The following is a 23,710-nucleotide window of genomic DNA, read 5'->3' as shown; positions in this document are numbered from 1 at the left end:
TCGTGCAGCCCGGGGAGACTCCTCGCGCCGAAGGAGCCAGCTGGACATGCGCGCCTCGCAGGGGGTTGGCACCGCTGACGTGGGACGTTCCCGGCGAAGCGAGCAGCGTCGTGCGGGCTCAGACGCCGAGGTCACCCTAAGGGACGCGTGCGACCCGCTGAACGCACCGAGGTCGAGACGTTGTTCGGCAGCCCGCGCGCGCATCGGCGCCGGTGTCGCCTTGCGGCGATCGGGTCGGTGATGCTCGGTGGATCGGCATGTGCGCGGATGCGCGGCGGGCATCCCGTTCCATACTGGGAAGCGTCGGCATCGGGCCGCGGACCAGCAAAGGAGCCAGCCATGTCGCACTACTTGCTCATCTACCGGGCGGACCCGGCAGCGATGGCATCGATGCCGCAGCCGACGCCGGAGCAGATGCAGGAGATGTCGGCCGCGTGGTTCGGGTGGCGGGACCGGGTCGGGTCAGCGATGGTCGACTTCGGCGATCCGACGGCGCCGGTCAGCGCGGATGCCGATCCGACGGTCGGCGGATACTCGATCGTGGAGGCCGACAGCCACGACGCCGCGCTGGCTCTGCTCGCCGGTCACCCACACTCCGCGATGGGCGGCCGGATCGACGTCTACGAGGTCACGCCATTCGCGATGGGCTAGTGGGCCAAGGGTGACCGCTCGTGGTGTGCGCACCCGACGCTCAGCCCGAGTGGGCCACGTCACGACGACCGCCCGTGAGCCTGACGGGCGCCCGGCGCGCATTCCCGGCGCACTCGATGAACCGTCGTGGCCGCCGCCGCGGGTCTACGTGTCCCGGCCCTCGAGGTGGTGTTTGAGGCTCGTCCAGATGGTGCGCTCCTGGCGTCGCCCGATCACACCGACCAGCGGCCCGGCGAACCGGCCGGGTCCAGAGACCGTCACGGTCCAGTCCCAGGAGAACCGCGTGCCGCTCGGGGTCGGGTCGCACTGCACGTGCCCCTCGGCGATCGCGTCTGCCATGACGCTGCGGCTGACGATGCGGTGCGGGCGGTCGAAGGCGGTGTACTCGATCGTCACCGGGAGCGGCTTGCCGCGGCTGAGAACCTTTGCACCGAAACGGGTCCCGACGCCGAGCGGGCCGTCGGTGAGCATGGTCGCTTCGGTCATCTTGGGGTTGAAGCTCGGCTCGTTGCGTTGGTCGGCGACGAGGTCGAAGACCTCCTCGACCGGGCGGGCGATGTCCAGACTTCCTCGCACCCGGCTCACGAGGTGCGCCGACGGTCGAGTCGAAGGAGCTTCCAGCCCACCAGAGCGAACCAGGTCGGCAGCAGGAGCCCATACAACAGGTAGGCCGACCCGATCATGGGTCGCAGCGACTCGGAGATGATCCCGGCCGCGCCGGCGACAACCCCGAGGATTCCGACCACGCTGCCGAAGTGCGCCTTCCGCATGATCAGGGACAGGACGAGGATCGCAGCCGCTGTCAGGATCCCGGCCCAGGACACCGCGTTGGTGGCCGCGATGAGTGCGTCCGCCGCGCTGACCGGGCCGGCCCGTTCGGCGTCCGTACCGGCCGCCAGGTAGGAGTCGCTGAGCACGACCAGCCCGCCGTGCAGGGACTGAGGGCTGCTGCCCAGGGCAAGTGCGATGGCCTCCGAGGCGATCCCGAACAGACCGCCGATGGCCGCCATGCTCTTGTTCGACCGCCCCAGCGCCACAGCCAGGGCGCCGAAGACGATGAGTGCGGGCACGCTCAGCCCGACGAAGCACACCAGCTCGGTCAGGTAGACGACCTTGTGGGCGGCGATGTACTCGAGCAGCTCGCGTCCGTCAGTGGGCGGGACGGGCGCGACGAAGACCAGCACGACCGGCACCAGCACGAGCAGCACATAGAGCAGCGCCGACAGAGCGCCGGCCCGGTACAAGGACGCCCATGACATGTCCAGGTCCGCCGGCTCAGCGGCGTTCACCCGGGGAACGTTGACCTTCGTGGCGCGATCCATCACCGTCGTCGCCCCGGTCCGCCGGAGCGGGAGATCGGGGTCGGCCGCCTCATCGGAGTCGACATTCGAGCGCCTCCACAACGCGCAGACTCAGCCATCGCACCAGTCGCCTCACGTCCTGACAGCCAGACTTCCACTGTTGGACGCGCGACGCGACCGATGGTGCCGGCACTTAGGATTCGGACAAATCGGGCCGTTGGTCCCTTGAGCGCCAGGTGGGGAGTAGCACTCCCAGCACGCCGGTTCGCCGAGGTCCCGGGACTGTGCTTCCAGGGGTCCGATTGCGAGGTCCGTCGCCGCACCTAACTGGTCGAGGCGGCCAAACAACCCGGAGGCTGAGCAGTCTGCTGAGACGGTCAATCCTCGCGGGCTCGAGTTCGGCGACCGTGACGGAGCGTTGGCCGCGATCTGCCTCTTGCTGAGCAGCACGCAATACAGGCTCAGGCAGCTCCCGGGACGCAGCGAGCTGGATCTGGGCGACCAGCGGAGCGCGCTCTGCATGCATCACCCTGTGGAGTCTGCCGCGCTCACCGCCAGAGTGGTCATTCCTGAAGCGAGCGCCTCCCCTGAAGCCCCGCACGTTCACCGTCCGCCATCGCGACCGGCGAGATCGACGGCTCGCTTGCGGCCGAGCCTTGGACGGTCGAACCGGGCGAGCTCATACCTCGCGATGACGTACGGGCATGAGCCTGGCTGACCGTCGGACGCCACGTGTGTGCCGGGCCGCGAGCCACAGGACGGGGATGATCAGCGCGCCGGAGATCCCGGCGAGCCACGCGAAGCCGAGCGAGACCATGATCGCTCCGGACCCGATCGCCCCGAGCGCCGCCGCGGCGTTCATCGCCGAGTCGCCGGCGCCCTGGACCAATGGGCGCGACGCCGCCGGCACCGACTGCGACAGCATCGTTGAGGCCGGTACGGTGACGATCGACCAGCCGAGCCCCAGAAGGAACAGGCCCACGACGACGACACCGGCGGACGACGGTGCCGCCACGTTGAGAATGGCGGACAGCGCGAGGACGCCCTGACCGGCGAGGATCACGGGCATCCGGCCGAACCGGTCCGCCGCCGACCCGACCAGCGGGGCGAAGGCGTACATCCCCAGGACATGCACGCTGATCGTGATGCCGACGATGGTGATCGAGTGACCGTGCATCGCGAGGCTCACCGGCGTCATCGTCATGACCGACACCATCGCCACGTGCGCGAGGACGAGCGCGGTCAGGGCGAACTTCGCGGTGGGGACCTGGCGGATCTCGCTCAGTGCTCGTCGCAGATTCACGGGCGAGGGCGCGGGGCCCGTCGTCGGTGCGATGTTGCGGTACTCAGCCTGCGCGCAGGAGGTCGAGGAGGGCTGCGGCGGCGGGGCTTGGTCGGTCGGGCACCGCTGCAGCCACGGTCCACACGGGCTGTTCTCCGTGCAGCGGTGTGGCGTGCAAGACGTCGGGGCGCTTGGCGGCGATGGACGCGGGCACGATGGCGATGCCGAGGTTCTGCCCGATCAGGTCGAGCATCGTGTGGACGTCGTTGACCTCGAGCTCGACGCGGTGCGGCAGGTCGGCGGCGGCGAACGCGCGGGTCGCGAGGACCCGTGCGGCCCAGTCGGGTTTGAAGCCGATGAACGTCTCGTCCTGGAGGTCGGCGAGCGCCACCGATGCGCGGGCGGCGATGGGGGAGTCGGGGTGCGTGAGGACCACGAGCCGGTCGGTCGCCATGGGTTCGAGGTGGACGCCGGCGGGGATCGGACCGCAGACGGCGACGATCGCGAGGTCGAGCTGGCCGGACCCGACCTGCTCGAGCAGCAGCGCTGACCCGTTGAAGGTGAGACGGATGGCGACGCCGGGGTGTCGGGCGCGGAAGCGCGCGAGCTCGCGGGGCAGGTCGACCGCTCCCAGGCACTGCTCGGCGCCGACCGCGATCGCGCCGCCCATCACGCCCGAGACGGCCTCGACCGCGTCGCGAGCCGCCGCGGCGCTGGCCAGGGTCCGATGCGACTCAACCAACAGGGCGCGCCCCGCCGCGGTGAGCTCGACGCTCCGGGTGGTGCGGATGAACAGGGCGGCGCCGAGCTCGAGCTCGAGGGCGCGGATCGAGGCCGACAGGCCCGACTGGGAGATGCGCAGCGTCTCCGCCGCGTGGGTGAAGTGGCGTTCCTCGGCCACGGCGACGAAGTGCTCCAGCTGGCGTAGCTCCATCGCGCCAGCCTAGATCCATCGATGGGATCGAACAATCCGATAGTTCTGACCTGTTGGACGTGTGGCTCGGCCGAGACCACCATGGGTGCATGACCTTCACGCCCCGCACCGATCGGTACGAGTCCATGCGTTACCGGCGCGTGGGCGCCTCCGGCCTCGATCTGCCGGCCATCTCGCTCGGGCTCTGGCAGAACTTCGGCGACCTGTCCCCGTTCGAGACCCAGCGTGCCATTGTGCGGCGGGCTTTCGATCTTGGCATCACCCACATCGACCTGGCGAACAACTACGGGCCTGAGGCGGGAGCAGCCGAGCGCAACTTCGGGCGGATCCTTGCCCAGGATCTGCGCGCGCACCGTGACGAGCTGATCATCTCCACCAAGGCGGGCTACGCCATGTGGCCGGGGCCGTACGGCCAGGGGGGTGGGTCGCGCAAGTACCTGCTGGCGAGCCTCGACCAGTCGTTGGCTCGGATGGGGGTGGACTACGTCGACATCTTCTACTCCCACCGGTTCGACCCGACGACGCCGCTCGAGGAGACGATGGGCGCCCTGGACACCGCGGTGCGGTCCGGGCGGGCGCTGTATGCGGGCATCTCGTCGTACAGCCCGCGCAAGACCCGCGAGGCTGCCCGGATCTTGCGTGAGCTGGGCACTCCGCTGCTCATCCACCAGCCGTCGTATTCGATGGTCAACCGGTGGATCGAGTCCGAGGGCCTGCTCGATGCGCTGAGCGAGGTCGGCGCCGGGTGCATCGCCTTCTCCCCGCTTGCCCAGGGCATGCTCACCGACAAGTACCTCGCCGGGATCCCACAGACCTCGCGCGCGGCCCGCCAGACGTCGCTGTCCCCGACGTTCCTCAGCGCCGACGTCCTGGCCCACGTCGCAGCCCTCAACGACATCGCCGCCGGTCGCGGCCAGTCGCTGGCCCAGATGGCGCTCGCATGGGGGTTGCGGGACGCGCGCGTGACCTCGGTCCTGGTCGGGGCGAGCAGCGTCGCCCAGCTCGAGCAGAACGTCGGGGCGCTCGACCGCCTCGACTTCACCGCCGAGGAGCTCGCCAACATCGACGAGCATGCCGTCGATGCCCACGTGGACCTGTGGGCGACGTCGCGCGAGGTGTGAGCTGGACCTGCGCCCACGAACATCGACAGCGAAACACGTTCAGGAGGAGGCACCCATGGACCCCACGCCGACGACGGTCGCCGTCCTTGGCCTTGGCACGATGGGTCTGCCCATGGCGCTCAATGTCCGCAACGCTGGGATCCCCACGGTCGTCTGGAACCGCACGCCACCTCCCGCTGCCGTGCTCGATGGTCTGCAGGCGGTCCCGTCCGCTGCCGGGGCGGCCGCAAGCGCGGGGATCGTCGTCACAATGGTCGCCGACGCTGACGCGGTCCTCACGATCGCGCGAGACCACGGCATGCTCGCGGCCCTTGCCCCCGGCGCCATCTGGGTGCAGATGAGCACGATCGGTGTGGCAGGCACAGCAGGACTGATCGAGCTCGTCGCCGCCGAGCGACCGGACGTCGTGTTCGTCGACGCACCCGTCTCGGGCAGCGCGGAGCCCGCGCGGAACGGGACCCTGACCGTGTCGGCGTCCGGCCCTGTCTCGGCACGCGTCGCGCTCGAACCGCTCTTCGGCGCGGTGGGGGAGCGCACGGTCTGGGTCGGGGAAGCGGGCGCGGGATCGCGCATGAAGCTCGTCGCCAACACCTGGCTCGCCCTCGCCACCGAGGCCGTCGCGTCGTCGCTGTCCCTCGCGCACCGGCTCGGCCTGGCGACCAGCGCGGTCCTCGAGGCTCTGGACGCCAGTCCGCTCATCAGCGCATGGCAGGGCGCCAAGCTCCGCCGGATCGCCGCCGACGACTTCTCAGCGCAGTTCGCCCTGTCGCTCGCGCTCAAGGACGTCCGGCTGGCGCTCGACGCGGCGGGACCGGACTCGCTCCCCACTCTCGAGGCCCTGTCGGCCCAGTGGCAGCGCGCGGTCGATGAGGGATACGGGAATCAGGACCTCACGGCCGTCCTCGCCGCTCTCGACGCCAGGGCATGACTTCGGGTGCCATCTGCTCCCGATTGATTGATCGACTCCGCTTCTACGCTTTATCTGGTGCAGTCGTTGGACTTCTAGGTTGGCTCTCCCTAACGTCACGGGTGGGCCCGACCCGGGTGTCCCCAGCCGTTTCGACGTGAGGAAGTTCCCATGCAGCAGCGCACCCTCGGCGAGCGGACGGTCTCGGCGATCGGCCTGGGCGGCATGCCCATGTCGATCGAGGGCCGGCCCGACGAAGCTCGCTCGATCGCGACGATCCACGCCGCCCTGGACGCCGGGGTCACCCTGATCGACACCGCCGACGCCTACCACCGCGACGCCGGAGAGGTGGGACACAACGAGGAGCTGATCGCCCGCGCCCTGCGCGAGTACGGCGCCGACACCTCCGACGTGATCGTCGCGACCAAGGGCGGACACCTGCGACCGGGCGATGGCACGTGGACGCAGAACGGCGACCCGGCCTACCTCAAGGAGGCGGCCAAGGCGTCGGCGAAGAGGCTCGGGCTCGAGGCCATCGGCCTGTACCAGTTCCACCGCCCGGACACGCGCGTGCCCTACGCCGACTCCGTCGGAGCCCTGGTCGAGCTGCTCGACGAGGGCGTCATCGTCCGCGCCGGGATATCGAACGCCGACGTCGGGCAGATCGACCTCGCCGACGAGATCCTCGGCGGACGCCTGGTCTCGGTCCAGAACCAGTTCTCACCGCGGTTCCGCTCGAGCCTCGGCGAGCTTGAGCACTGCGCGCGGCGCGGCATCGCGTTCCTGCCATGGAGCCCCCTCGGTGGCATCGCCGGTTCGGCAGAGCTAGCCACCAGGCAGCAGGCGTTCGCGCGGGTCGCCGCCGACCACGGAGTCAGCGTCTATCAGGTGACCCTGGCCTGGGAGCTGGCCCTGGCCCCCGTGGTAATCCCCATCCCGGGCGCCTCCCGTCCAGAGTCGATCCGCGACTCGGCCGGTGCGCCCGACGTGAGCCTGACGCCCGCGGAGATCGCAGCGCTCTCCCAGGCCTGACCGTCACCACAGCCCGAGGGCGCCCGCCCTTCGCGGCCCACCCTGATCGAGGAGCACCACCCGTGCGCAGAGTTCCACTGTCCGACTCCGACGTGACCGTGCCCAACGTCGTGCTGGGCCTGATGCGGATCCAGGACAAGACCGACGAGGAGATCCGCACCCTCGTCGGCACCGCCCTGGACAACGGCATCGACTTCTTCGACCACGCCGACGTGTACGGCACGCCCGAGCACGGCTGCGAACGCCGGTTCGCTGAGGCGACGCGGTTGAGCCCGGCGCAACGCGCGGAGATCGTCCTTCAGACCAAGTGCGGGATCGTTCGCTCAGGCCCGTACTTCGACTTCTCCGCCCAGCACATCCTCGAGTCAGTCGATGGGTCGCTCGACGCGCTCGGGACCGACTACATCGACATCCTGCTCCTGCATCGCCCGGACGCCCTGGTGGAGCCGGAGGAGGTTGCCGAGGCCTTCGACGCGTTGCACGCCGCCGGCAAGGTGCGGGCGTTCGGCGTGTCCAACCACACCCCGGGGCAGATCGACCTGCTCCGCCGGTACGTGCGCCAGCCCATCGTCGCCAACCAGGTCCAGCTCTCGATCACCCACGCCCCACTCGTCGCACACGGCGTCGCGGCGAACATGGCGGGGCTGAACCAGTCCGTCGACCGTGACAACGGCATGCTCGACTACTGCCGCCTGCACGACATCACCATCCAGGCCTGGTCACCGCTCCAGGCGGGCTTCTTCACCGGACCGTTCCTCGGCTCGCCCGAGTACCCCGAGCTCAACGCCGTCATCGACCGCCTCGCCGCCCGCTACGGGGTGCCGCCCCTCGCGATCGCCACCGCGTGGATCACACGCCACCCCGCCCGCATGCAGGTCGTCCTCGGCACCACCACACCGCAACGGGTGGCCGACGCGGTCGCCGGGTCCGACCTGCCGCTGACCCGGGCCGAGTGGTACGAGCTGTTCCGGGCCGCTGGGTACGCGGTGCCCTGACGCGTCCCGGCCAGCCCGACGGGCTGAGACCCGAGCCTCCACCAGTGACATGAGGTAGGGGTCCGCAGCTCCCATGATCAGGCAACCGTAGGCAACGGCACGGTGTGTCGGATGGGGCCCCGGCCCAGGTCATCGGAGCGCATGTCCCAAACGATCGGGAGCGTCAACGGCGTGGCAGCACTTGCGCACCAGCGCCGCACCGCCCGGGTCGCGCCGCCTCCGGGTCGGCGACAGGTGGACCGTGATGGTCGTCGGGCTCTCGGCGGCGACGCCCGCCACCGGGCCGCCGCGGCAGCGACAGGACGGGTGCGGTCAGTGCTCGGGGGCCGCGCCTGAAGTGGGAACGCATTGACGGGCACCTGGGCCGTGCCGTGGTCAGCGCCACGGCCGCGGAGGAGACAGCGTCGAGACGCTGTCCGACGCTGGGTGGCGGCTCGCCGCGCGGGTGGCCGGCGATGTCGGCCGGGGGAAGACCCCACGTTCCACGGACCGATCCGGACCGCGCGGAGCGGCGGGGGCCGGATCTTGCATCCGACCCCCGCCGTGTCAGGGCACACAGGCAAACGCGTCCGCCGAGATCCGTCCGTGCGCGTCTGTGCAGGTCAGTCGGCGGTAGGCACAGGCAGACATCACCGGATGAGGGTGGCCATGACGCGGTTGGGTTACGCGTCGTGTAGGGGCGACAGGTGGCATGGGAACCGCGACGAGTTGAGTGGCCGAACGCTGTGCCGAGTGGCCACGACGGTTGCGCGAAAGCAGGTGAGGTTGCTTCGGCGATGATGGGTTCCACATGGCGACGTCCACGTCGGCGGCGCTGAGCATGAAGTAGTTGCGCGCGTGCAGGGGTCGCACGTTGTGGTCGGCGCCGAGCGCCAGGGTGCGCTGGCTCTGGAGCCACGCTCCTTCGATGGCTGGGGCCGCTCAATGGGCGTCCGGCCGAGGACTGTTCCGGCGATCAGGCGCTCGGATCCTGTGGCATGACGGCGTCGTCAAGGCCGGCGGTGGGAGTTCGGGCTTCGCCCTGCAGCATGCGGTCCACGTCGTCGGTCGACATCGGTCGACCGAGCAGGTAGCCCTGGCCGTCGTCGCAGGTGAGCTCTTCGAGGTTGTTGAGCTGGGTGGTCGTCTCGATTCGCTCTCCGACGACCCTCATGCCCAGGCCGTGCGCCATCGCGATGACCATCGCGGCGATCCGGCGATCATGGGCGCTCGCGGACAGCTTCTCGAGCTTGACGACGCTGACCGGGAATTGCGGCAGCCGTGAGAGCGACGTATAGGTGGCACCGAAGTTGTCGACGGCGAGCTGGACGCCGAGGGCGGCGAGAGCCGTGAGGGTCTCGCGTGCAGTCGGGTTGTCGATGGCCAGTTCGCGTTCGGTGATCTCCAGGCACAGCTGCCAGGGTGCGATCCCGTGGTGGTTGAGGGTGTCGGAGACGAGTTCCGCGAAGTGGGGCTCGCGCACTTGACGTCCGGACACGTTGACCGCCATGGCGAGTGTGGTTGCGGCGGGGTGCTGCCCAGATGTCCATGCACCAAGCTGGGCACACGCGGTGTTCAGCACCCATGCGCCGATCGGGATGATCAGTCCGCTGAACTCCGCGGCGGCGAGGAAGTCGGCGGGGCCTAGCGTGCCGCGCTCGGGGTGATCCCAGCGCAGCAGGGCCTCGAATCCCAGGATCTGGCGGTCGCCGAGCGCGAGCCTCGGCTGGTAGAGGAGCTTGAGCTCGTGGGCCTCGAGGGCAGATCTGAGCTCGACCTCGAGTGCGTTGCTGGTAGATGAGTCCGAGCGTGTCCTCGGGTCGAAGACCTCGAAGCGGCTGCGACCGGCCACTTTGGCCCGGTACATCGCGGAGTCCGCTCTTTGCAGGAGCCCCGATGCGCCGATGGTCGGGTCCTCTGCGATCGCCGCTCCCACGCTCGCCGATAACTGGAACGTCACGGCTCCATCAGAGAAGGGTCGGGCAAACGCCGCGACGATGCGCTCGGCGATCTCGGGGACGTCGTCGTCGGTCATCTCGTCGTCGAGGAGCAGGATGAACTCATCCCCGCCGAGCCGGGCGACGGTGTCACCTCGGCGCGCGACATGTTCCAACCGTCGAGCTACGTCCACGAGCACGCGGTCCCCGACCTCGTGGCCGTAGGCGTCGTTGACGTCCTTGAAGTGGTCGAGGTCGATGAAGAACAGCGCCACGCTGGCCGAGGATCGTTCCTTGCGCTCCAGGGCGTGGCTCAAACGGTCGGTCAGAAGGTACCGATTCGCGAGACCCGTCAGGGAGTCGTGCATGGCCTGGTGAGCCAAGGCATGCTCGGCGCGTTTGAGATCAGTGATGTCGCGCGTCGAGCTGAACACGCCGACGACAGCGCCGGTGTCGTCGCGGTCCGGTGACAGCGAGACGTGGAACCACACCGAACTCTCGTCCGGGGCATCCGGCGAGGAGAACTCCACGTCGTTCGGCTCACCGGTCCCCAGCACGCGATTCAAGGCCGCTTCCCATATCCACAGCGAGCTCTCCGCCATGCCGGTCTGCCGGTCCGTGCGACCTTCCAGCTCGGCGAGCGACAAACCGCGCAGCCGTTCACCGGCGGGGTTGATGTACTGGTACCGGAGCCCCTCGTCGTACTTGGCGATCGCATCGGTGGAGCCATCCAGGACAGCACGAAGCTGAGCCTCCGCGCGGGCCACTGCGGCGTGGGCCTCTGCCGCCTCCTCCGCCATCCATATCGACTGCTGCTCGGCGAACTCGCGCCGGGTGACGTCTCGGGAGATGCCGAAGGTCCCAATGATGCTTCCGTCTGCGTCGCGCAGCGGGAACTTGCTCGTCTCGACCCAGGTCCCTGGCTGGTCGACGAACCGGTCGACCTCCTCCTTGTCGATCATTGGCACACCGGTGGCGATGATGCGCTGCTCGTCCGCGAGGAGCGCGCTCGCGTTGGCGTAGTCGGTCAAGTCGAAGTCGGTGAGCCCGATCATCTCGCCCTGGGTCATGTCGTTCACCCGGGCGCAGTCCACGCTCACCTTGATGAACCGGCTCTCCAGGTCCTTGAAATAGATAATCGCCCACGGGGAATCCAGGAGATTGTGCGCACAGATCAGATCCACGCTCAGCCGCGGGTCGGCGCACAGCGCCGCGTCCATGGGCTCGTCTTTGGTCATCATTGCGCCAATCACCGGGTGAAGGGGGCCATGCGGGACTATGACTATTTCGCTGTGGGGGCTTGACCCCGAGACGTAGACGCGATTTGTGGTTACGCGGCCACCTGCAGGGTAGCCGCGGCGGTGGCGTGCTCGTCGGTGACGGGGGCTGCGGTAGCCGCAGGTGGAGTAGCGGTGGCGGATGGGGTCACACGTGATCCAGGCGAACGCAGCGCGGGGGACCGCGTGCGCGCCGTTTGTCCCTCGTCGAAATGAGGGGGTCGGGCAGCTGGGCCGAGGCTAGAGCTGGACGTATGCGCGCTCATGCCTCGACCTCGACGTCCCGAGCAGCCGGGCGCCTACACCACTGACATGCTCGTCTATGGCGACATCGTCTTGGACCTTTGGACCGAGCCCTTGTGAAGGACTCGGGCAACCTCAGAAACGCTATGTCGTGGGAACGCTCGACACGGCTCGACCTAGCGATGGGCGTCTGCTCGACGTCGGGCCCGCGGTCGACAACGTGACGATCTACGTCAGCTATCGCCCCGAGAACCGCATCCACAGACGGGAGGACGCCGCCCATGAGCCCTCAGCCCAGCAGCCCGTAGACCGGCGCGACCAACGGGATCGGGTTCACGTTGGCGCTGTTCGTCCGTGCTCGGTTCGGCCCACCATTCGGAGCTGACGTGCCGCGGTTGACACCTCGGGTCGAGCTGATCCCCATGCCCGGGACGGTCCTGACGATCGACGTTGTGGCGTGGGACCGATAGCGGACTCAGCTTCCAGCCTGGTCGAGCGCGGTCGCTGTTCGGCGCGCCGCTTCGCGGAGGGCACGGCGTCCTCGCGACGTTGGGTTTGGACCCATGCACACGCTGCGCAAAAGGCGCCATGGAGCTCGATCGTGCGCCCTGTTCACAGCGCTTGATCGGGAGTAGAACTGGGGAGAGCCGGGGTTAATCTGCCGTGCGGCCGGTGTTCGATGTGGAGGCCCGTCGATCGGCCCGGTTCTGCTACTGGTCCGCGCGCACGGGGATGGTGGCCCTTGAAGCCGCGCCCGGTCAGGCAGTCGCGGTTCGCTGAGGACGTGTGGGCCTTTGTCCGCCAGGATCCAGGCCGGGCGTGTGCGCGGCCGAGCGCGGTTGTCTGTGCACACCGTGTTGCTTTCCAGCACGGCTTCGAGGAGCCGTGTGTCGGCGGTGTGTCTCGTGTCGACTTCGATAGAGGTTCTGGTGTGTCCGGCGTGCGGCACCGACGGGTGACGACCCCGCCTACCGCGCCCCGTCGTGCTGTCAGCCCGCATCATCTGGACGCGCATGTTGGAGACACGCTCAAGCGGCCGGCACTCTTCCCTGGTGCGCAACTCTCGGGGCCTTCGGGTCATCGCGTGCATCCCGCGGTGAACGTCCGTGGGCTTGGGTACGACGGAGCTGCCGGGTGGCCGGCGCCGCGATGGGCGCCGGCTCCCGTCGGTTCTACCGCTGATCAGGCGCTGTGCGTGGTGGCGTAGGCCGGGGACGCCCCGAAGTCGACGGTGATGCAGGGCTCGTCACCGATGACCCAGGCGTCGTGGCCTGGTTCGATGCGCACGACGTCGTTGGGCGCGGCCTCGGCTTGCGTGCCGTCGTTCATCTCCACCTTCATCCGCCCAGAGATCACGTAGAGGAAATGGGGTGACTGGCAGCTGTCCGTGCCAGCAATAGGGCGGAGGTGTTCTGACCACCGCCAGCCTGGTTCAAACCGGGCCTTGACCACCGTGCTGCCGGCCAGCGTCACGACCTGCGCCGCACCCTTGTCCGTGAACGGACGAACGTCATCAGGTGCATCGAAACTCTTCGACTCCAGTCCAGCCATCAGAAGCCTCCTCGATCGAGTGATCCACTCGACTCTACGCCGGTGCCTGACGTCGAACAACGGGGCTCATCACCGTCCTGAACGGCGCCCAACCGCGCGGCGCTGGATGCGATTCGGACGAGGGTGTTGCCCGTTTTCGGCGTCCGTTGTGCGGGCCCCAGACGATGGTTCCTTGATGTGACCGCGCCGGCCTTCGGAGTCGTTGTCGCTCAGCTCTTCAGGCCCTGCTCGCGTTCGTCGACGGGTGGCCCGAGGAGATTGGCCCGCCGTGAGCACGGCAACCTTGTGACGTGGGTCCGCGTCGCATCCGCTGTGAGCGCGTCCGGGCGAGGTATGGAGCAGGTCACGTTCGACGGGTTGTGCGGTACGGCGGAGGTCCGAGCGAAGTCGGTGACCACGTTGCGCCTGGCGTTGTGGTCCGAAGTAGTGACTCTTGATCTGCTTGCCGGGTCTGCGATGCCTGGCGGCCGCCGACGGGCCTCAGACGGTGCGGGGTACGCGACCTGTCAAGGTCATGAGTCGGCACATCACCCGGTGCGTGCGGTCAGATGGAGGCCCGAACATTAGGGGACACCCACCGTCGATCACCGTCACGCCGTGGGCGCGGCCGTAGGTGGTGGCCTCCGCGTCGACGCTTCCGGCGTCGACCGAGCGGTGCATCCACACATGCTTGATGCCCAGGTCTGCTGCCTCCCGGACGGTCGCTGCGGTATGGGCGGGGCGGGTGGCGATCACGACCGCTTCGACTCCACCGGGGATCGAACTCAGGTCCGGGTAGCAGGGGTCGCCCTCGACGGTGTCGGCGTTGGGGTTGACCGCGAACACCTCGTACCCGGTGTCTCGCAGTCGCTGGTAGACGACGTTGCCGCCGTGGCTTCCCGGGGTGCGCGAGACCCCGGTGACCGCGATCCGCTTGGCTGCGAGGAACTGCTCGGCTGCGGCCTTGATGCTCGTCATCGTTGCTCTCCGCATCCCTCATCATTGATCGCGCTCGTCAACGTAGTGGCAGTCCGGTCCTGAGGGCCGGGACCATCGGCCCTCTACGGCGCCGTTCTGCGCGCGCAGGTCGCCGAGACTGCTGCAAGACATCGTCGGCGTTGATGCCAGTGCTGGCTGCGGCCTGCTGCGATGGAGATGTCATCGGATCTGCGTGAGCGGCTCGGACCGCTTGACGGATGCGCAGCTCTGAAGTATCTTCATGCAATCGATTACATGTAATCGATTGCATGACGGTCGTGACCGTGAGGGCTGGCGCAGTGTGGCGCGAGGGAAGGACGTTGATGGCGACGATCAAGGACGTGGCGCAGGCGGCGAACGTCTCGACTGCTTCCGTGTCCCGAGTGCTCAGTGGGCACCCAAGCTCGTCTGAAGCCATGCGCAAGCGTGTGCTTGCCGCCGCAGCCGACTTGAACTTCCGGCCCAACGCCGTGGCGCGTTCGCTGCGGACCACCGGCACGCGGACCGTCGGCCTCGTGGTCTCGGACCTGCTCAACCCGTTCTTCACTGAGCTCGCCCGAGCGGTCGAGGACACCGCACGGGCCGCCGGGTTCTCCGTGATCGTCGGCAACGCCGACGAGGACCCGACCCAGCAGGACCATTACGTCCGGATCCTGCTCGAGCGTCAGGTGGACGGACTCATCGTCGTCCCGACCGTCGAGACGTCGCCGTTGCTGCGTGAGGCGGCAGAGCAGGGGCATCCGCTGGTTCTCGTAGACCGACCGGCCGCGGATGTGCATGCGCCGATCGTCATGGCGGACGGTTCTGCTGCTATCCACGATCTGGTCGACCACCTCGTAGCAACGGGTCGCCGCCGCCTGGCCATCGTCACTGGTCCTGACCAGGCCGGCACGTCGCGCGAGCGGTTGGTCGCGTTCCGCGCGGCCCTCGCGGGCCATGGTTTCGACCTCCCTGACGCGTTCGTCGTGCACGGTGACTTCAGGGCCGGGTCCGGGCACGACGCCTTGGCGTCCCTGCTTGCCTTGCCGGATGTCCCGGACGCGGTGTTCGTAGCGAACGGTCCGATGGCGCTCGGAGCACTGCAGCTGCTCAGCGAACACCAAGGTTCCTCGCGGGTGAGGATCCCGAACGACCTTGCGCTGGCCGTCTTCGACGACATGCCGTGGTTCACGCTGCTCCGCCCCACCCTCACCGCCATCGCCCAGCCGACCTCGCTGCTCGGCGAGCGCGCCATGCAGATGCTCCTCGACCGGATCGGCGGCAAGGACGTCGAGGACGAACGCATCGCCTGCCGGCTGGAGCTGCGGGAGTCCACCCAGAGGAGGAACTCATGACCGAGAGCCCGACTGTCGCGCCCGTTGGACCGGAGCTCCTGCGGGTCGAGGGCCTGGTCAAGAAGTTCCCCGGGGTAGTTGCGTTGGGCGGGGTCTCGTTCGACCTGCACGCGGGGGAGGTGCACGTGCTGCTCGGCGAGAACGGCGCCGGCAAGTCAACCTTGATCAAGTGCCTGGCCGGGGTGTATCAACCGGACGGCGGACAGGTCGTCGTCGACGGCCGACGGGTGAGCATCACGACGAGCGCGCGCGCTGAAGCCCTGGGAATCGCCACGATCCACCAGGAGTTCAATCTCGTCCCGCAGCTCAGCATCGCCGAGAACGTGCTCCTGGGACGTCAGCCTCGCAAGCTCGGACTCGTGGACAAGCGGCGCATGTATGCCGAAGCCCGCGTCGCGATGGCCTGGGTCGGCCTTGATCTCGACCCTCGCACTCCTGTCGCGGGTCTGGGCGTCGCTCGCCAACAGCTCGTCGAGATCGCCAAGGCTCTGAGCCTGGATGCCCGCGTCTTGATCCTTGACGAACCGACCGCGGCGTTGACTGATGCCGAGGTGGACCGGCTGCTCGAGCTGATGGACGAGCTGCGGGCGCACGGTGTGGGCCTGATCTTCATCTCGCACCACCTCGATGAGATCCGGCGCATCGGCGACCGGGTCACGGTGCTGCGGGACGGCAACTCGGTCGGGACGGTCCCTGCCAGCACGTCCACCGATGAGCTCGTCCGGATGATGGTGGGCAGGTCGATCGAACAGCAGTACCCGCGCGAGCGTGGCGACGCCGGAGACGAGCTGTTGCGTGTCGAGCACCTGACGTCCCATGGCCGGTTCGACGACATCTCGCTGAGCGTCCGCGCCGGTGAGGTCGTCGGCATCGCCGGCCTGGTGGGGGCGGGGCGAACGGAGGTGCTCCGCGCGATCTTCGGCGCCGACGCCTACGACGCAGGCAGCGTCGCCGTGCGCGGCAAGACACTGCCGCGTCACGACGTCCAGGCCGCCATCGGCGCGGGTCTCGGGCTCGTCCCTGAAGACCGCAAGGCCCAGGGACTCGTCCTCGGCGCCTCCGTGGGGGAGAACCTTGGTCTGGTCGCGCTCGGCCGAGCCACAAAGCGGGGGATCGTCAACCGGCGCTGGTTGTGGCAGCTGGCCGCCGACACCGTTGATGACCTGAGCATCCGGACCCCGAACACGCAGGTCCTGGTCAAGAACCTGTCCGGGGGCAACCAGCAGAAGGTCGTCATGGGCAAGTGGCTCTCTGCCGACCCTGCGGTCCTGCTCCTCGACGAGCCGACCCGCGGCGTCGATGTCGGCGCCAGGGTCGAGATCTACCAGCTCGTCAACAAGCTCACGAGCTCGGGTCGAGGCGTCCTGATGGTCTCCTCCGACCTGCCCGAGGTGCTCGGGATGTGCGACCGAATCCTCGTCATGGCGCAGGGCCGCATCGTCGGCGAGCTCACCCACCAGGAAGCTACCCAGGACGCCGTCATGGCACTGGTTGTCAAAGATGTGGAGCCCACCCGTGTCAACTGAGACTGCTGCCCCTCGCCCCGCGTCCGTGCGGACTCGTGGCCTCCTCACGCGCGTGCAGACCATCGCCGGCCAGAACGGCGCCTTGGTGGCGCTGATCCTGCTCTGGGCCGTGATGTCCCTCCTCAGCCCGGTCTTCTTCACGGCACAGAACATGCTCAACGTCGGGATCCAGGCAGCTGTGGTCGCCATCCTCGCGTTCGGCCAGACGTTCGTGATCGTCTCGGCCGGCATTGATCTGTCCGTGGGCTCGGTCGCAGCCCTCGCAGCAGTCGTGACCGGGTACGGAGCCACGATGATGGGCCTCAACCCCGTGATCGCGATCCTGTTCGGCATGATCACCGGCATCCTGGCCGGTCTGGCCTCAGGAGTCTTGGTCTCCTACGGCCGGCTTCCGGCGTTCATCGCCACCATGGCGATGCTGTCCATCGCCAGAGGCCTTGCCCTCGTGCTGTCCCAGGGTGTCCCTCTGGCGCAGCCGAGCGCGGTGGCCTGGTTCGGCAAGACGGTTGGTGGATGGCTGCCGATGCCTGTCGTGATCATGGTCGTCCTCGGGGTTCTCGCATCCTTCATCCTCGGGCGCACGTACACAGGCCGCGCCATGTACGCGATCGGCGGCAACGAGGAAGCCGCGCGCCTGTCGGGCATCAACGTGCGGCGGCAGAAGCTGATCATCTACGCGCTCTCGGGACTCTTCGCGGCCGTTGCCGGGCTGGTGCTGGCCGGCCGCCTCGTCTCCGCGCAGCCGCAGGCCGCGTCTGGGTACGAGCTCGACTCGATCGCCGCCGTCGTCATCGGTGGAGCGAGCCTGGCAGGCGGGACCGGACGGGCGTTCGGCACGTTCGTCGGAGCCCTCGTGCTCGCCGTGATCCGCAACGGCCTGAACCTCCTGAACGTCTCGTCGTTCTGGCAGCAGGTGGTCATCGGTGCCGTCATCGCCCTCGCGGTGCTCACCGACACCCTGCGCCGCCGCCGGGCCTGAACACCACAGACACCCCTGCCCTCACTCACAGGCACGACCCCGGGAACAACTCCCGGACCAACCAGGAAGGAAAGGTTTCGATGAAGAAGCCCGCCATGAAGCTCCTCACCCTCACCGCCGTCAGCGCGCTGCTGCTCGCCGCATGCGGTTCAGGTTCGACCACCGGCAGCTCTACTGCCACCGGCGGTGCATCCGCCGGCAGCAAGTCCTCCGACGTCAGCATCGGTCTGGCGCTGTCCACCCTCAACAACCCGTTCTTCGTGTCGTTGCGGGACGGCGCACAGGCGGCGGCCGACGCCGCCGGCGTCAAGCTTGTCGTGACCGACGCCCGCGACGACGCCACCCAGCAGGCGAACCAGGTGCAGAACTTCCAGGCCCAGAAGCTCAGCGGTGTCATCATCAATGCGGTCGACTCTGACGCCGCCGGTCCCATCGTCGCGCCGCTGATCGCAGCCAAGACGCCGGTCGTCGCGGTGGACCGCGCGGTCAACGGCGCGACGGTCGACTCCTTCATCGCCTCGGACAACGTCGCCGGTGGCGCTCTGGCCGCCGACGCACTGGCCAAGGCGATCGGGGACAAGGGCAAGGTCATCGTCCTCCAGGGCGTCGCGGGAACCTCGGCCTCGCGCGACCGCGGCAAGGGGTTCACTGACGGCATCAAGAAGCACCCGAACATCCAGGTGGTCGCGACCCAGCCCGCCGACTTCGACCGCACCAAGGGGCTCGACGTCGCCACCAACCTCTTGCAGGCCCAGCCCGACGCCGTCGGCATCTTCGCCGAGAACGACGAGATGGCTTTGGGCGCGATTCAGGCCCTCGGCGACCGCGCCGGCAAGAGCGTCTTCGTCGTCGGGTTCGACGGCACGGCCGACGGGGTCGCGGCGATCAAGGCGGGCACCATGGCCGCCTCGATCGCTCAGCAGCCCGAGGAGCTGGGGAAGTCCGCAGTCACCACCCTCCTGGCCCTGATCGACGGCAAGACCGCCGAGAAGACCATCGGTGTCCCGGTCGTCGTCCTCACCAAGGACAACGCGTAGTCCAGACCCCACCGGGCCCAGCCGTTCAGCGCGGTGGTTCACCGCGGTGCGTCGAGCACGCCCCGCGGTGAACCATCCGATCACAAGGAGACTCAACATGAGCGCGCACAAGGTCGTCGTCGTCGGGTCGGCCAACGCTGACCTCGTGCTCGACATCGACCACCGGCCTGCTGCCGGCGAGACCGTCCTCGGCTCCGACGTCGTCACGACCGCCGGTGGCAAAGGTGCCAACCAAGCCGTCGCGGCCGGGCGCCTAGGGTTCGACGTCGCCTTCGTGGGCTGCATCGGCGCCGACTCCCACGGCGAGCTCCTCCGCGCCTCGTTGACAAGCGCGGGCGTCGACCTCGACGGCGTGCGCGTCGTGGACGCGCCGACCGGTAATGCCATCATCTTGGTCACACCGGACGGTGAGAACTCGATCATCGTGTCGCCGGCAGCAAACCGCTTCCTCACCCCGGCCCTCGTGGACGAACTGAAGCCCGTGTGGGCCGGCGCCTCAGTGCTCGTGGCCCAGCTGGAGATACCGCTGGAGACCATCGCCTCGTTGCTCCCCGAGGCGCACAGATCCGGCACCCGCGTCGTGCTCAACGCGGCACCCGCCGCGGTCCTGCCCGACGGGGTCCTGAGCGTCGCCGATCCGCTCGTCGTCAACGAGTCAGAGGCAGCCTTCCTTCTGGCGCGCGCCAGCACGGCGCCCCCCGATGCCGCGATCGTGGACCCCGGCGATGTCGCGAAGGCTCTCTTGGCCCTCGGGCCACGGTCCGTCGTGCTCACACTCGGCGGCGCCGGCGCCGTGCTCGTCGAGCGGTCGCGCGACACCGTGGGTCGCGACAGTGCGCGCGTGGCCGCTTCGCAGGACGTCGTCCACGTCCCGGGCCACACCGTCGAAGTCGTCGACACCACCGGCGCCGGTGACGCCTTCGTCGGCGCACTGGCCGCACACCTGTCCGACGGTGTGGACCTGGAGGAAGCCGTGCGCCGCGCCAACGACGTCGCAGCTATCGCTGTCACGCGCCGCGGCGCGCAGGAGTCCTACCCCACCCGCGAGGAGATCAACCGATGAAGAAGCGCGGCATCCTGAACAGCGCACTGTCCGGCGCGCTGGCCGAGCTCGGACACACCCATCGCGTCGTCGTCGCCGACTGCGGGATGCCCCGCCCCCACGGCGTGCCCGTCGTCGATCTCGCGCTGACCTTCGGGATCCCGACCTTCGCCCAGGTCATCGAAGCCCTCGCGCAAGAGCTCGTCGTCGAGCACGTGACGGCCGCCCGCGAAGCGACGGTGACCAACCCTGCGGTGCTGGCCCTTCTGACCGACCATTTCGGCGTGCCCCAGCTCGTGTCGCACGAAGAGCTCAAGGCCGAGTCGGCGACGGCACAGCTGTTCATCCGCACCGGAGAAGCCACCGCTCACGCCAACGCGATCCTGCACTGTGGCGTGCCGTTCTGACGCATCCGAACGTCATCGGCGCCGGCTGCCTGGTCAGCAGGGCCATGCTGGCCTCGTGCGACCAAGCCGTCGCCGTGCGCCAACGCACCCACGCGGCGGTGCTCGCGCTGTCTCCCGCCCAGCCCCGCGTCCCACGGCGCGCACCTCGCCGTGGACGCCGCAAGTGAACGACGGCGCGAACCTCGGACTCAATCTCGAGAATCCTCCGAAGTCGTGTCATTTCTTCCGCGACTTGACGTCGCCAGCGACAACACTGGCAATGTCGACTAGTCTCGATCGCGGCTGACTTCGGGCTCATTGCGCATCCGCGACATAACACTGTCTTCAAGTTCGGGGCAGCAGATCGGGCTGAGAACCCGCTAGACCAGGAGAGGCGGACAACGATGTCCGGCCATGGGGATGCTTCGACCGCCCACGGTCCGTCCGACGATGAGGCGGAGACCGCCGGCGACCTGGCGGGACACGAGTTCGTTGGCTTACTTGAGCGCCGCAACGTGCACGTCGTGTTTCAGCCGGTGCTGGACCTTCGCTCTGGTGAGACTGTCGCGTTGGAGGCGCTGGCCCGCGGACCGCTGTCATCACCGTTCGAGACCCCGCGAGCCTTGTTCGATGCGGCGCGTCGGTGCGATCGGGTGGCAGAGCTCGATTGGGTTTGTCGCGCCGCCGCCTACCACGCGTTCTTGGCGGCGGACATTCCGCCGGCGATGTCCCTTTTCGTCAACATCGAACCGGAAGCGTTCGCGAACGAGTGCCCCCCAGATCTCGTGCACCTCGTGGCTCGAGCCGAATCCGTGCTCCGCGTGTTCGTCGAGGTCAACGACCGGGCACTGACAGCCGATCCTGGTGGCGTCCTGGCAGCGGTCGACCGGGCGCGTCAGACGGGTTGGGGGATCATCCTCGACGACGTCGGCGCCAGCCGTGCGCGCTTGGCCATGCTGCCGATCGTGCACGCTGATCTCGTCAAGCTCGACCTGAGGCTTCTGAACGAGGCAAGCGCCGAGGACTCCGCGGCAGTCATCACCAGTGTGCTGCGCCACGTGGAGAGGACCGGCGCATCGTTGCTGGTCGAGGGCATCGAGAGCGAGAGCGACGCCCAGTGGGCGCGCACGCTGGGCGCCAGCTACGGCCAAGGGATCTACCTGGGCGCTCCCGCGCCGCTGGACGACCAGTACCTCCCGCCACGGGCTCCTGTGCCCCTGATCCAGGTCGCCTGGGCAGACCCCCGGGTCGGTTCACCCTTTGAGCTGGTGGCGGATCGTGTCCACGAACGGATGGACGGGGAACACCTGCGCCAGCTGGCGCAGGTGATCGCTCCACCCGGCCGCGGCCTCACGGGCGCCTGGCCGGTCGTCCTCGGCTGCGTCGGCCGGGACCATGAGCTCAGCCAGGCCATGGCCGAGCGCGCGATGGGACGCAGCCAGGCCCCGCTGTGTGTGATCTTCGGTGCTGGCCCTCTCAGCGAGCCGGCACCGGGCGTGCGCATCGTTCATGTCGACCCGCAGGACCCGCTCGCCGACGAGAGATTCCTCATCATCCTCAGCGACCAGGCGCCGATCGCCGTTCTGGCACGAAGCTCGTCCGATGGGTTCTTTGACGTGACCGTCACCCAGGATCCAGAACTTGTCCACGTCATCGCGCACCACCTGATCCGCCGGGTGCCCGGTCCGGGTCACGGCGACAGTGCACTCCGTGTTCCGGCCCGCGAACGGGAACGTTTCGAGCAGGAGGACCCGGCTGCGCCTGTGGCCCCGTCGAAGCGGGGCTGGCGGCGACGCTCGTGACTACGCATGTGGCTGCGGTTGGCCTCGAATCGTGCGCCGGAACCACGCGGTGCACCTCCACGCAGCCCTCGCCGTGCCGCGTTGCACACTCTCCGTGGTCGTCGGCTCGTGGCAGGCTCGCGAATCCCAATTCAGCTGTGGACCCAGTCCCCGTGGCACCGAGGGGATACGCATGCCAACCCAGAAATTGACGGAGGCCGCTCGCCCTCAGACAACATCGCGAGTCCGCGAGCGTATTGGTCGAGGATTCGATACCTCATTGAGAACGGGCGCCAGCTTTGCGACGGCTCTCGTGGTTCTCGGGGTCGCGGCCGCCTGGCTCGGCACGTATGAGGCGGGGGGAACCAAGACCGTCCTCCCACAACTGTTCTACCTGCCGATTGTCTTCGCGGCGAGCCGCTTCGGCTGGCGAGGCACCCTTGTCACCGCGGTCGTTGCGGGTGTGCTGGCCGGACCGGTGATGCCACTCGATGTCATCGCTGGCACCCCGCAATCCGTTGCCGCGTGGGCTGCACGACTCCTCATGTTCCTGACGATTGGTCTGCTGGTGGCGTGGCTCTCGGGGGAGTCGAGCGACTCGATCATCAGCTCCGCGCTCGACGCACGCGGGGCCCACAACCTGCGCCGCGCCCTCGACCGGTTCGAGTTCGACGTCCACTACCAGCCCATAGTCAACTTGCGAACGGGGCGCACCACGGGGTTCGAGGCGCTCTGCCGGTGGCAGGATCCGGCCCGCGGGACCGTCCCGCCCTCGGCGTTCATTCCACTCGCCGAACGCACCGGCACAATCATCCCGATCGGTGCATTCGTGCTTCGAGAGGCCGCCCAGCAATGCGCCACGTGGGAGGCGGACGGGGTCGGTGACCTGATCGTCGCCGTCAACGTCTCCGCTCACCAGCTGAGCCAACCGGACTTCTTCACGCAAGTCCGCGACGTGCTCCACGACGCCGGCCTCAGGCCTTCGCAGCTGTGCATCGAGATCACTGAGACCGCGATAGTCCGCGACCGACCCACAGCGCTGCAACACATCAACGCCCTGCACGACATGGGCGTCTGCATTGCCCTTGACGACTTCGGGACCGGACAAGCCTCACTTGCCTACCTGCAAGACTTTCCCGTCGACGTCCTCAAGATCGACCTATCGTTCATCAGTACCGTCGATACCGATCAGAAGAGCGCTACTCTCGTCGCGGGAATCATCCAGCTAGCCCGGGCGCTCGGAGCATCGACCATCGCGGAGGGTATCGAACGCCCCGCACAGCTCGAAACTCTGCGGGCCCTGGGCTGCAGCTACGGCCAGGGCTACCATCTCGGACGGCCCTGCCCACCACCGCTGATCAAGACGAACACAGGCACCACCGGCTGAACGCTCGCCCCGCTCATTCAACCGACTGAGGCAATTCTGAGCTGTCACGATCGATCAGCAGATGCAGACAA

At 68.4% G+C, this 23,710-nt stretch carries 18 protein-coding genes and 1 pseudogene; 12 read left to right on the top strand and 7 right to left on the bottom strand.

Going from position 1 to position 23,710, the window contains the following annotated elements:
- Nucleotides 1-339 precede the first annotated feature (339 nt).
- A complete protein-coding gene (locus DDP54_RS18285) occupies nt 340-651 on the top strand; it encodes a YciI family protein (RefSeq protein ID WP_158274560.1) in 312 nt (103 codons plus the stop codon).
- Nucleotides 652-795: 144 nt separating this feature from the next.
- Here DDP54_RS18285 and DDP54_RS16325 read toward each other — a convergent pair whose 3' ends face one another.
- The 4 genes from DDP54_RS16325 to DDP54_RS16310 form a co-directional block, all read right to left on the bottom strand.
- Nucleotides 796-1,227, bottom strand: a complete 432-nt coding sequence (locus DDP54_RS16325) for an SRPBCC family protein (protein WP_242448538.1) — start codon at nt 1,225-1,227, stop codon at nt 796-798.
- A gap of 5 nt (nt 1,228-1,232) precedes the next feature.
- Nucleotides 1,233-1,940 carry a hypothetical protein gene (locus tag DDP54_RS16320; RefSeq protein WP_146192462.1) on the bottom strand — a complete coding sequence of 236 codons (708 nt, stop codon included), beginning with the start codon at nt 1,938-1,940 and terminating at the stop codon, nt 1,233-1,235.
- A gap of 691 nt (nt 1,941-2,631) precedes the next feature.
- On the bottom strand, nt 2,632-3,255 hold the full coding sequence (locus DDP54_RS16315) for an MFS transporter (protein ID WP_109133045.1): 624 nt from the start codon (nt 3,253-3,255) through the stop codon (nt 2,632-2,634).
- A 43-nt stretch (nt 3,256-3,298) separates the two neighbouring features.
- Nucleotides 3,299-4,168, bottom strand: coding sequence for a LysR family transcriptional regulator (locus tag DDP54_RS16310; RefSeq protein WP_109133044.1), 870 nt, complete (start codon nt 4,166-4,168; stop codon nt 3,299-3,301).
- Nucleotides 4,169-4,257: 89 nt separating this feature from the next.
- Between DDP54_RS16310 and mgrA the strand changes: the two genes are divergently transcribed.
- From mgrA to DDP54_RS16290, 4 genes are all read left to right on the top strand, one after another.
- Complete coding sequence (gene mgrA, locus DDP54_RS16305; RefSeq protein ID WP_109133043.1) at nt 4,258-5,289, top strand: L-glyceraldehyde 3-phosphate reductase; 1,032 nt, start codon at nt 4,258-4,260, stop codon at nt 5,287-5,289.
- A 55-nt stretch (nt 5,290-5,344) separates the two neighbouring features.
- Nucleotides 5,345-6,217 carry an NAD(P)-dependent oxidoreductase gene (locus DDP54_RS16300; protein WP_158274559.1) on the top strand — a complete coding sequence of 291 codons (873 nt, stop codon included), beginning with the start codon at nt 5,345-5,347 and terminating at the stop codon, nt 6,215-6,217.
- A gap of 150 nt (nt 6,218-6,367) precedes the next feature.
- The gene (locus tag DDP54_RS16295) at nt 6,368-7,228 is read left to right on the top strand and encodes an aldo/keto reductase (RefSeq protein WP_109133041.1); all 861 of its coding nucleotides are present in this window, start codon (nt 6,368-6,370) and stop codon (nt 7,226-7,228) included.
- 62 nt (nt 7,229-7,290) lie between these two features.
- Complete coding sequence (locus DDP54_RS16290; RefSeq protein WP_277949608.1) at nt 7,291-8,223, top strand: aldo/keto reductase; 933 nt, start codon at nt 7,291-7,293, stop codon at nt 8,221-8,223.
- A 955-nt stretch (nt 8,224-9,178) separates the two neighbouring features.
- Here the strand turns inward: DDP54_RS16290 and DDP54_RS16285 are convergent.
- From DDP54_RS16285 to DDP54_RS16275, 3 genes are all read right to left on the bottom strand, one after another.
- The gene (locus tag DDP54_RS16285; protein ID WP_158274558.1) at nt 9,179-11,359 is read right to left on the bottom strand and encodes a bifunctional diguanylate cyclase/phosphodiesterase; all 2,181 of its coding nucleotides are present in this window, start codon (nt 11,357-11,359) and stop codon (nt 9,179-9,181) included.
- Nucleotides 11,360-12,841: 1,482 nt separating this feature from the next.
- Complete coding sequence (locus tag DDP54_RS16280) at nt 12,842-13,210, bottom strand: cupin domain-containing protein (protein WP_109133039.1); 369 nt, start codon at nt 13,208-13,210, stop codon at nt 12,842-12,844.
- Between the two features lie 480 nt (nt 13,211-13,690).
- Complete coding sequence (locus DDP54_RS16275; RefSeq protein WP_109133038.1) at nt 13,691-14,167, bottom strand: CoA-binding protein; 477 nt, start codon at nt 14,165-14,167, stop codon at nt 13,691-13,693.
- Nucleotides 14,168-14,436: 269 nt separating this feature from the next.
- On the opposite strand from DDP54_RS16275, the gene DDP54_RS16270 reads away from it, so the two are divergent.
- The 7 genes and pseudogenes from DDP54_RS16270 to DDP54_RS16235 all read left to right on the top strand — a co-directional run bounded on the left by DDP54_RS16270 (nt 14,437) and on the right by DDP54_RS16235 (nt 23,639).
- Nucleotides 14,437-15,501, top strand: a complete 1,065-nt coding sequence (locus DDP54_RS16270) for a LacI family DNA-binding transcriptional regulator (RefSeq protein WP_347338542.1) — start codon at nt 14,437-14,439, stop codon at nt 15,499-15,501.
- On the top strand, nt 15,498-17,027 hold the full coding sequence (locus DDP54_RS16265) for a sugar ABC transporter ATP-binding protein (protein WP_109133036.1): 1,530 nt from the start codon (nt 15,498-15,500) through the stop codon (nt 17,025-17,027). The genes DDP54_RS16270 and DDP54_RS16265 overlap by 4 nt, the downstream gene beginning before the upstream one ends.
- Nucleotides 17,028-17,139: 112 nt before the next feature.
- A pseudogene (locus tag DDP54_RS18950) lies at nt 17,140-19,043 on the top strand (substrate-binding domain-containing protein).
- Nucleotides 19,044-19,140: 97 nt separating this feature from the next.
- Nucleotides 19,141-20,106 carry a ribokinase gene (locus DDP54_RS16250; protein WP_109133034.1) on the top strand — a complete coding sequence of 322 codons (966 nt, stop codon included), beginning with the start codon at nt 19,141-19,143 and terminating at the stop codon, nt 20,104-20,106.
- Nucleotides 20,103-20,492 (top strand): D-ribose pyranase, encoded by a 390-nt coding sequence (gene rbsD / locus DDP54_RS16245; RefSeq protein WP_109133033.1) that lies wholly within the window; start codon nt 20,103-20,105, stop codon nt 20,490-20,492. Before DDP54_RS16250 ends, rbsD begins: the two co-directional genes overlap by 4 nt.
- A 383-nt stretch (nt 20,493-20,875) precedes the next feature.
- Nucleotides 20,876-22,273, top strand: a complete 1,398-nt coding sequence (locus DDP54_RS16240; RefSeq protein WP_109133032.1) for an EAL domain-containing protein — start codon at nt 20,876-20,878, stop codon at nt 22,271-22,273.
- A gap of 172 nt (nt 22,274-22,445) precedes the next feature.
- Nucleotides 22,446-23,639 (top strand): EAL domain-containing protein, encoded by a 1,194-nt coding sequence (locus tag DDP54_RS16235; RefSeq protein WP_109133031.1) that lies wholly within the window; start codon nt 22,446-22,448, stop codon nt 23,637-23,639.
- Nucleotides 23,640-23,710 lie beyond the last annotated feature (71 nt).

The organism is Cellulomonas sp. WB94 (genome assembly GCF_003115775.1).
In the GTDB taxonomy this organism is placed as follows: domain Bacteria; phylum Actinomycetota; class Actinomycetes; order Actinomycetales; family Cellulomonadaceae; genus Cellulomonas_A.
This window is presented reverse-complemented; position numbering and strand designations above follow the sequence as displayed.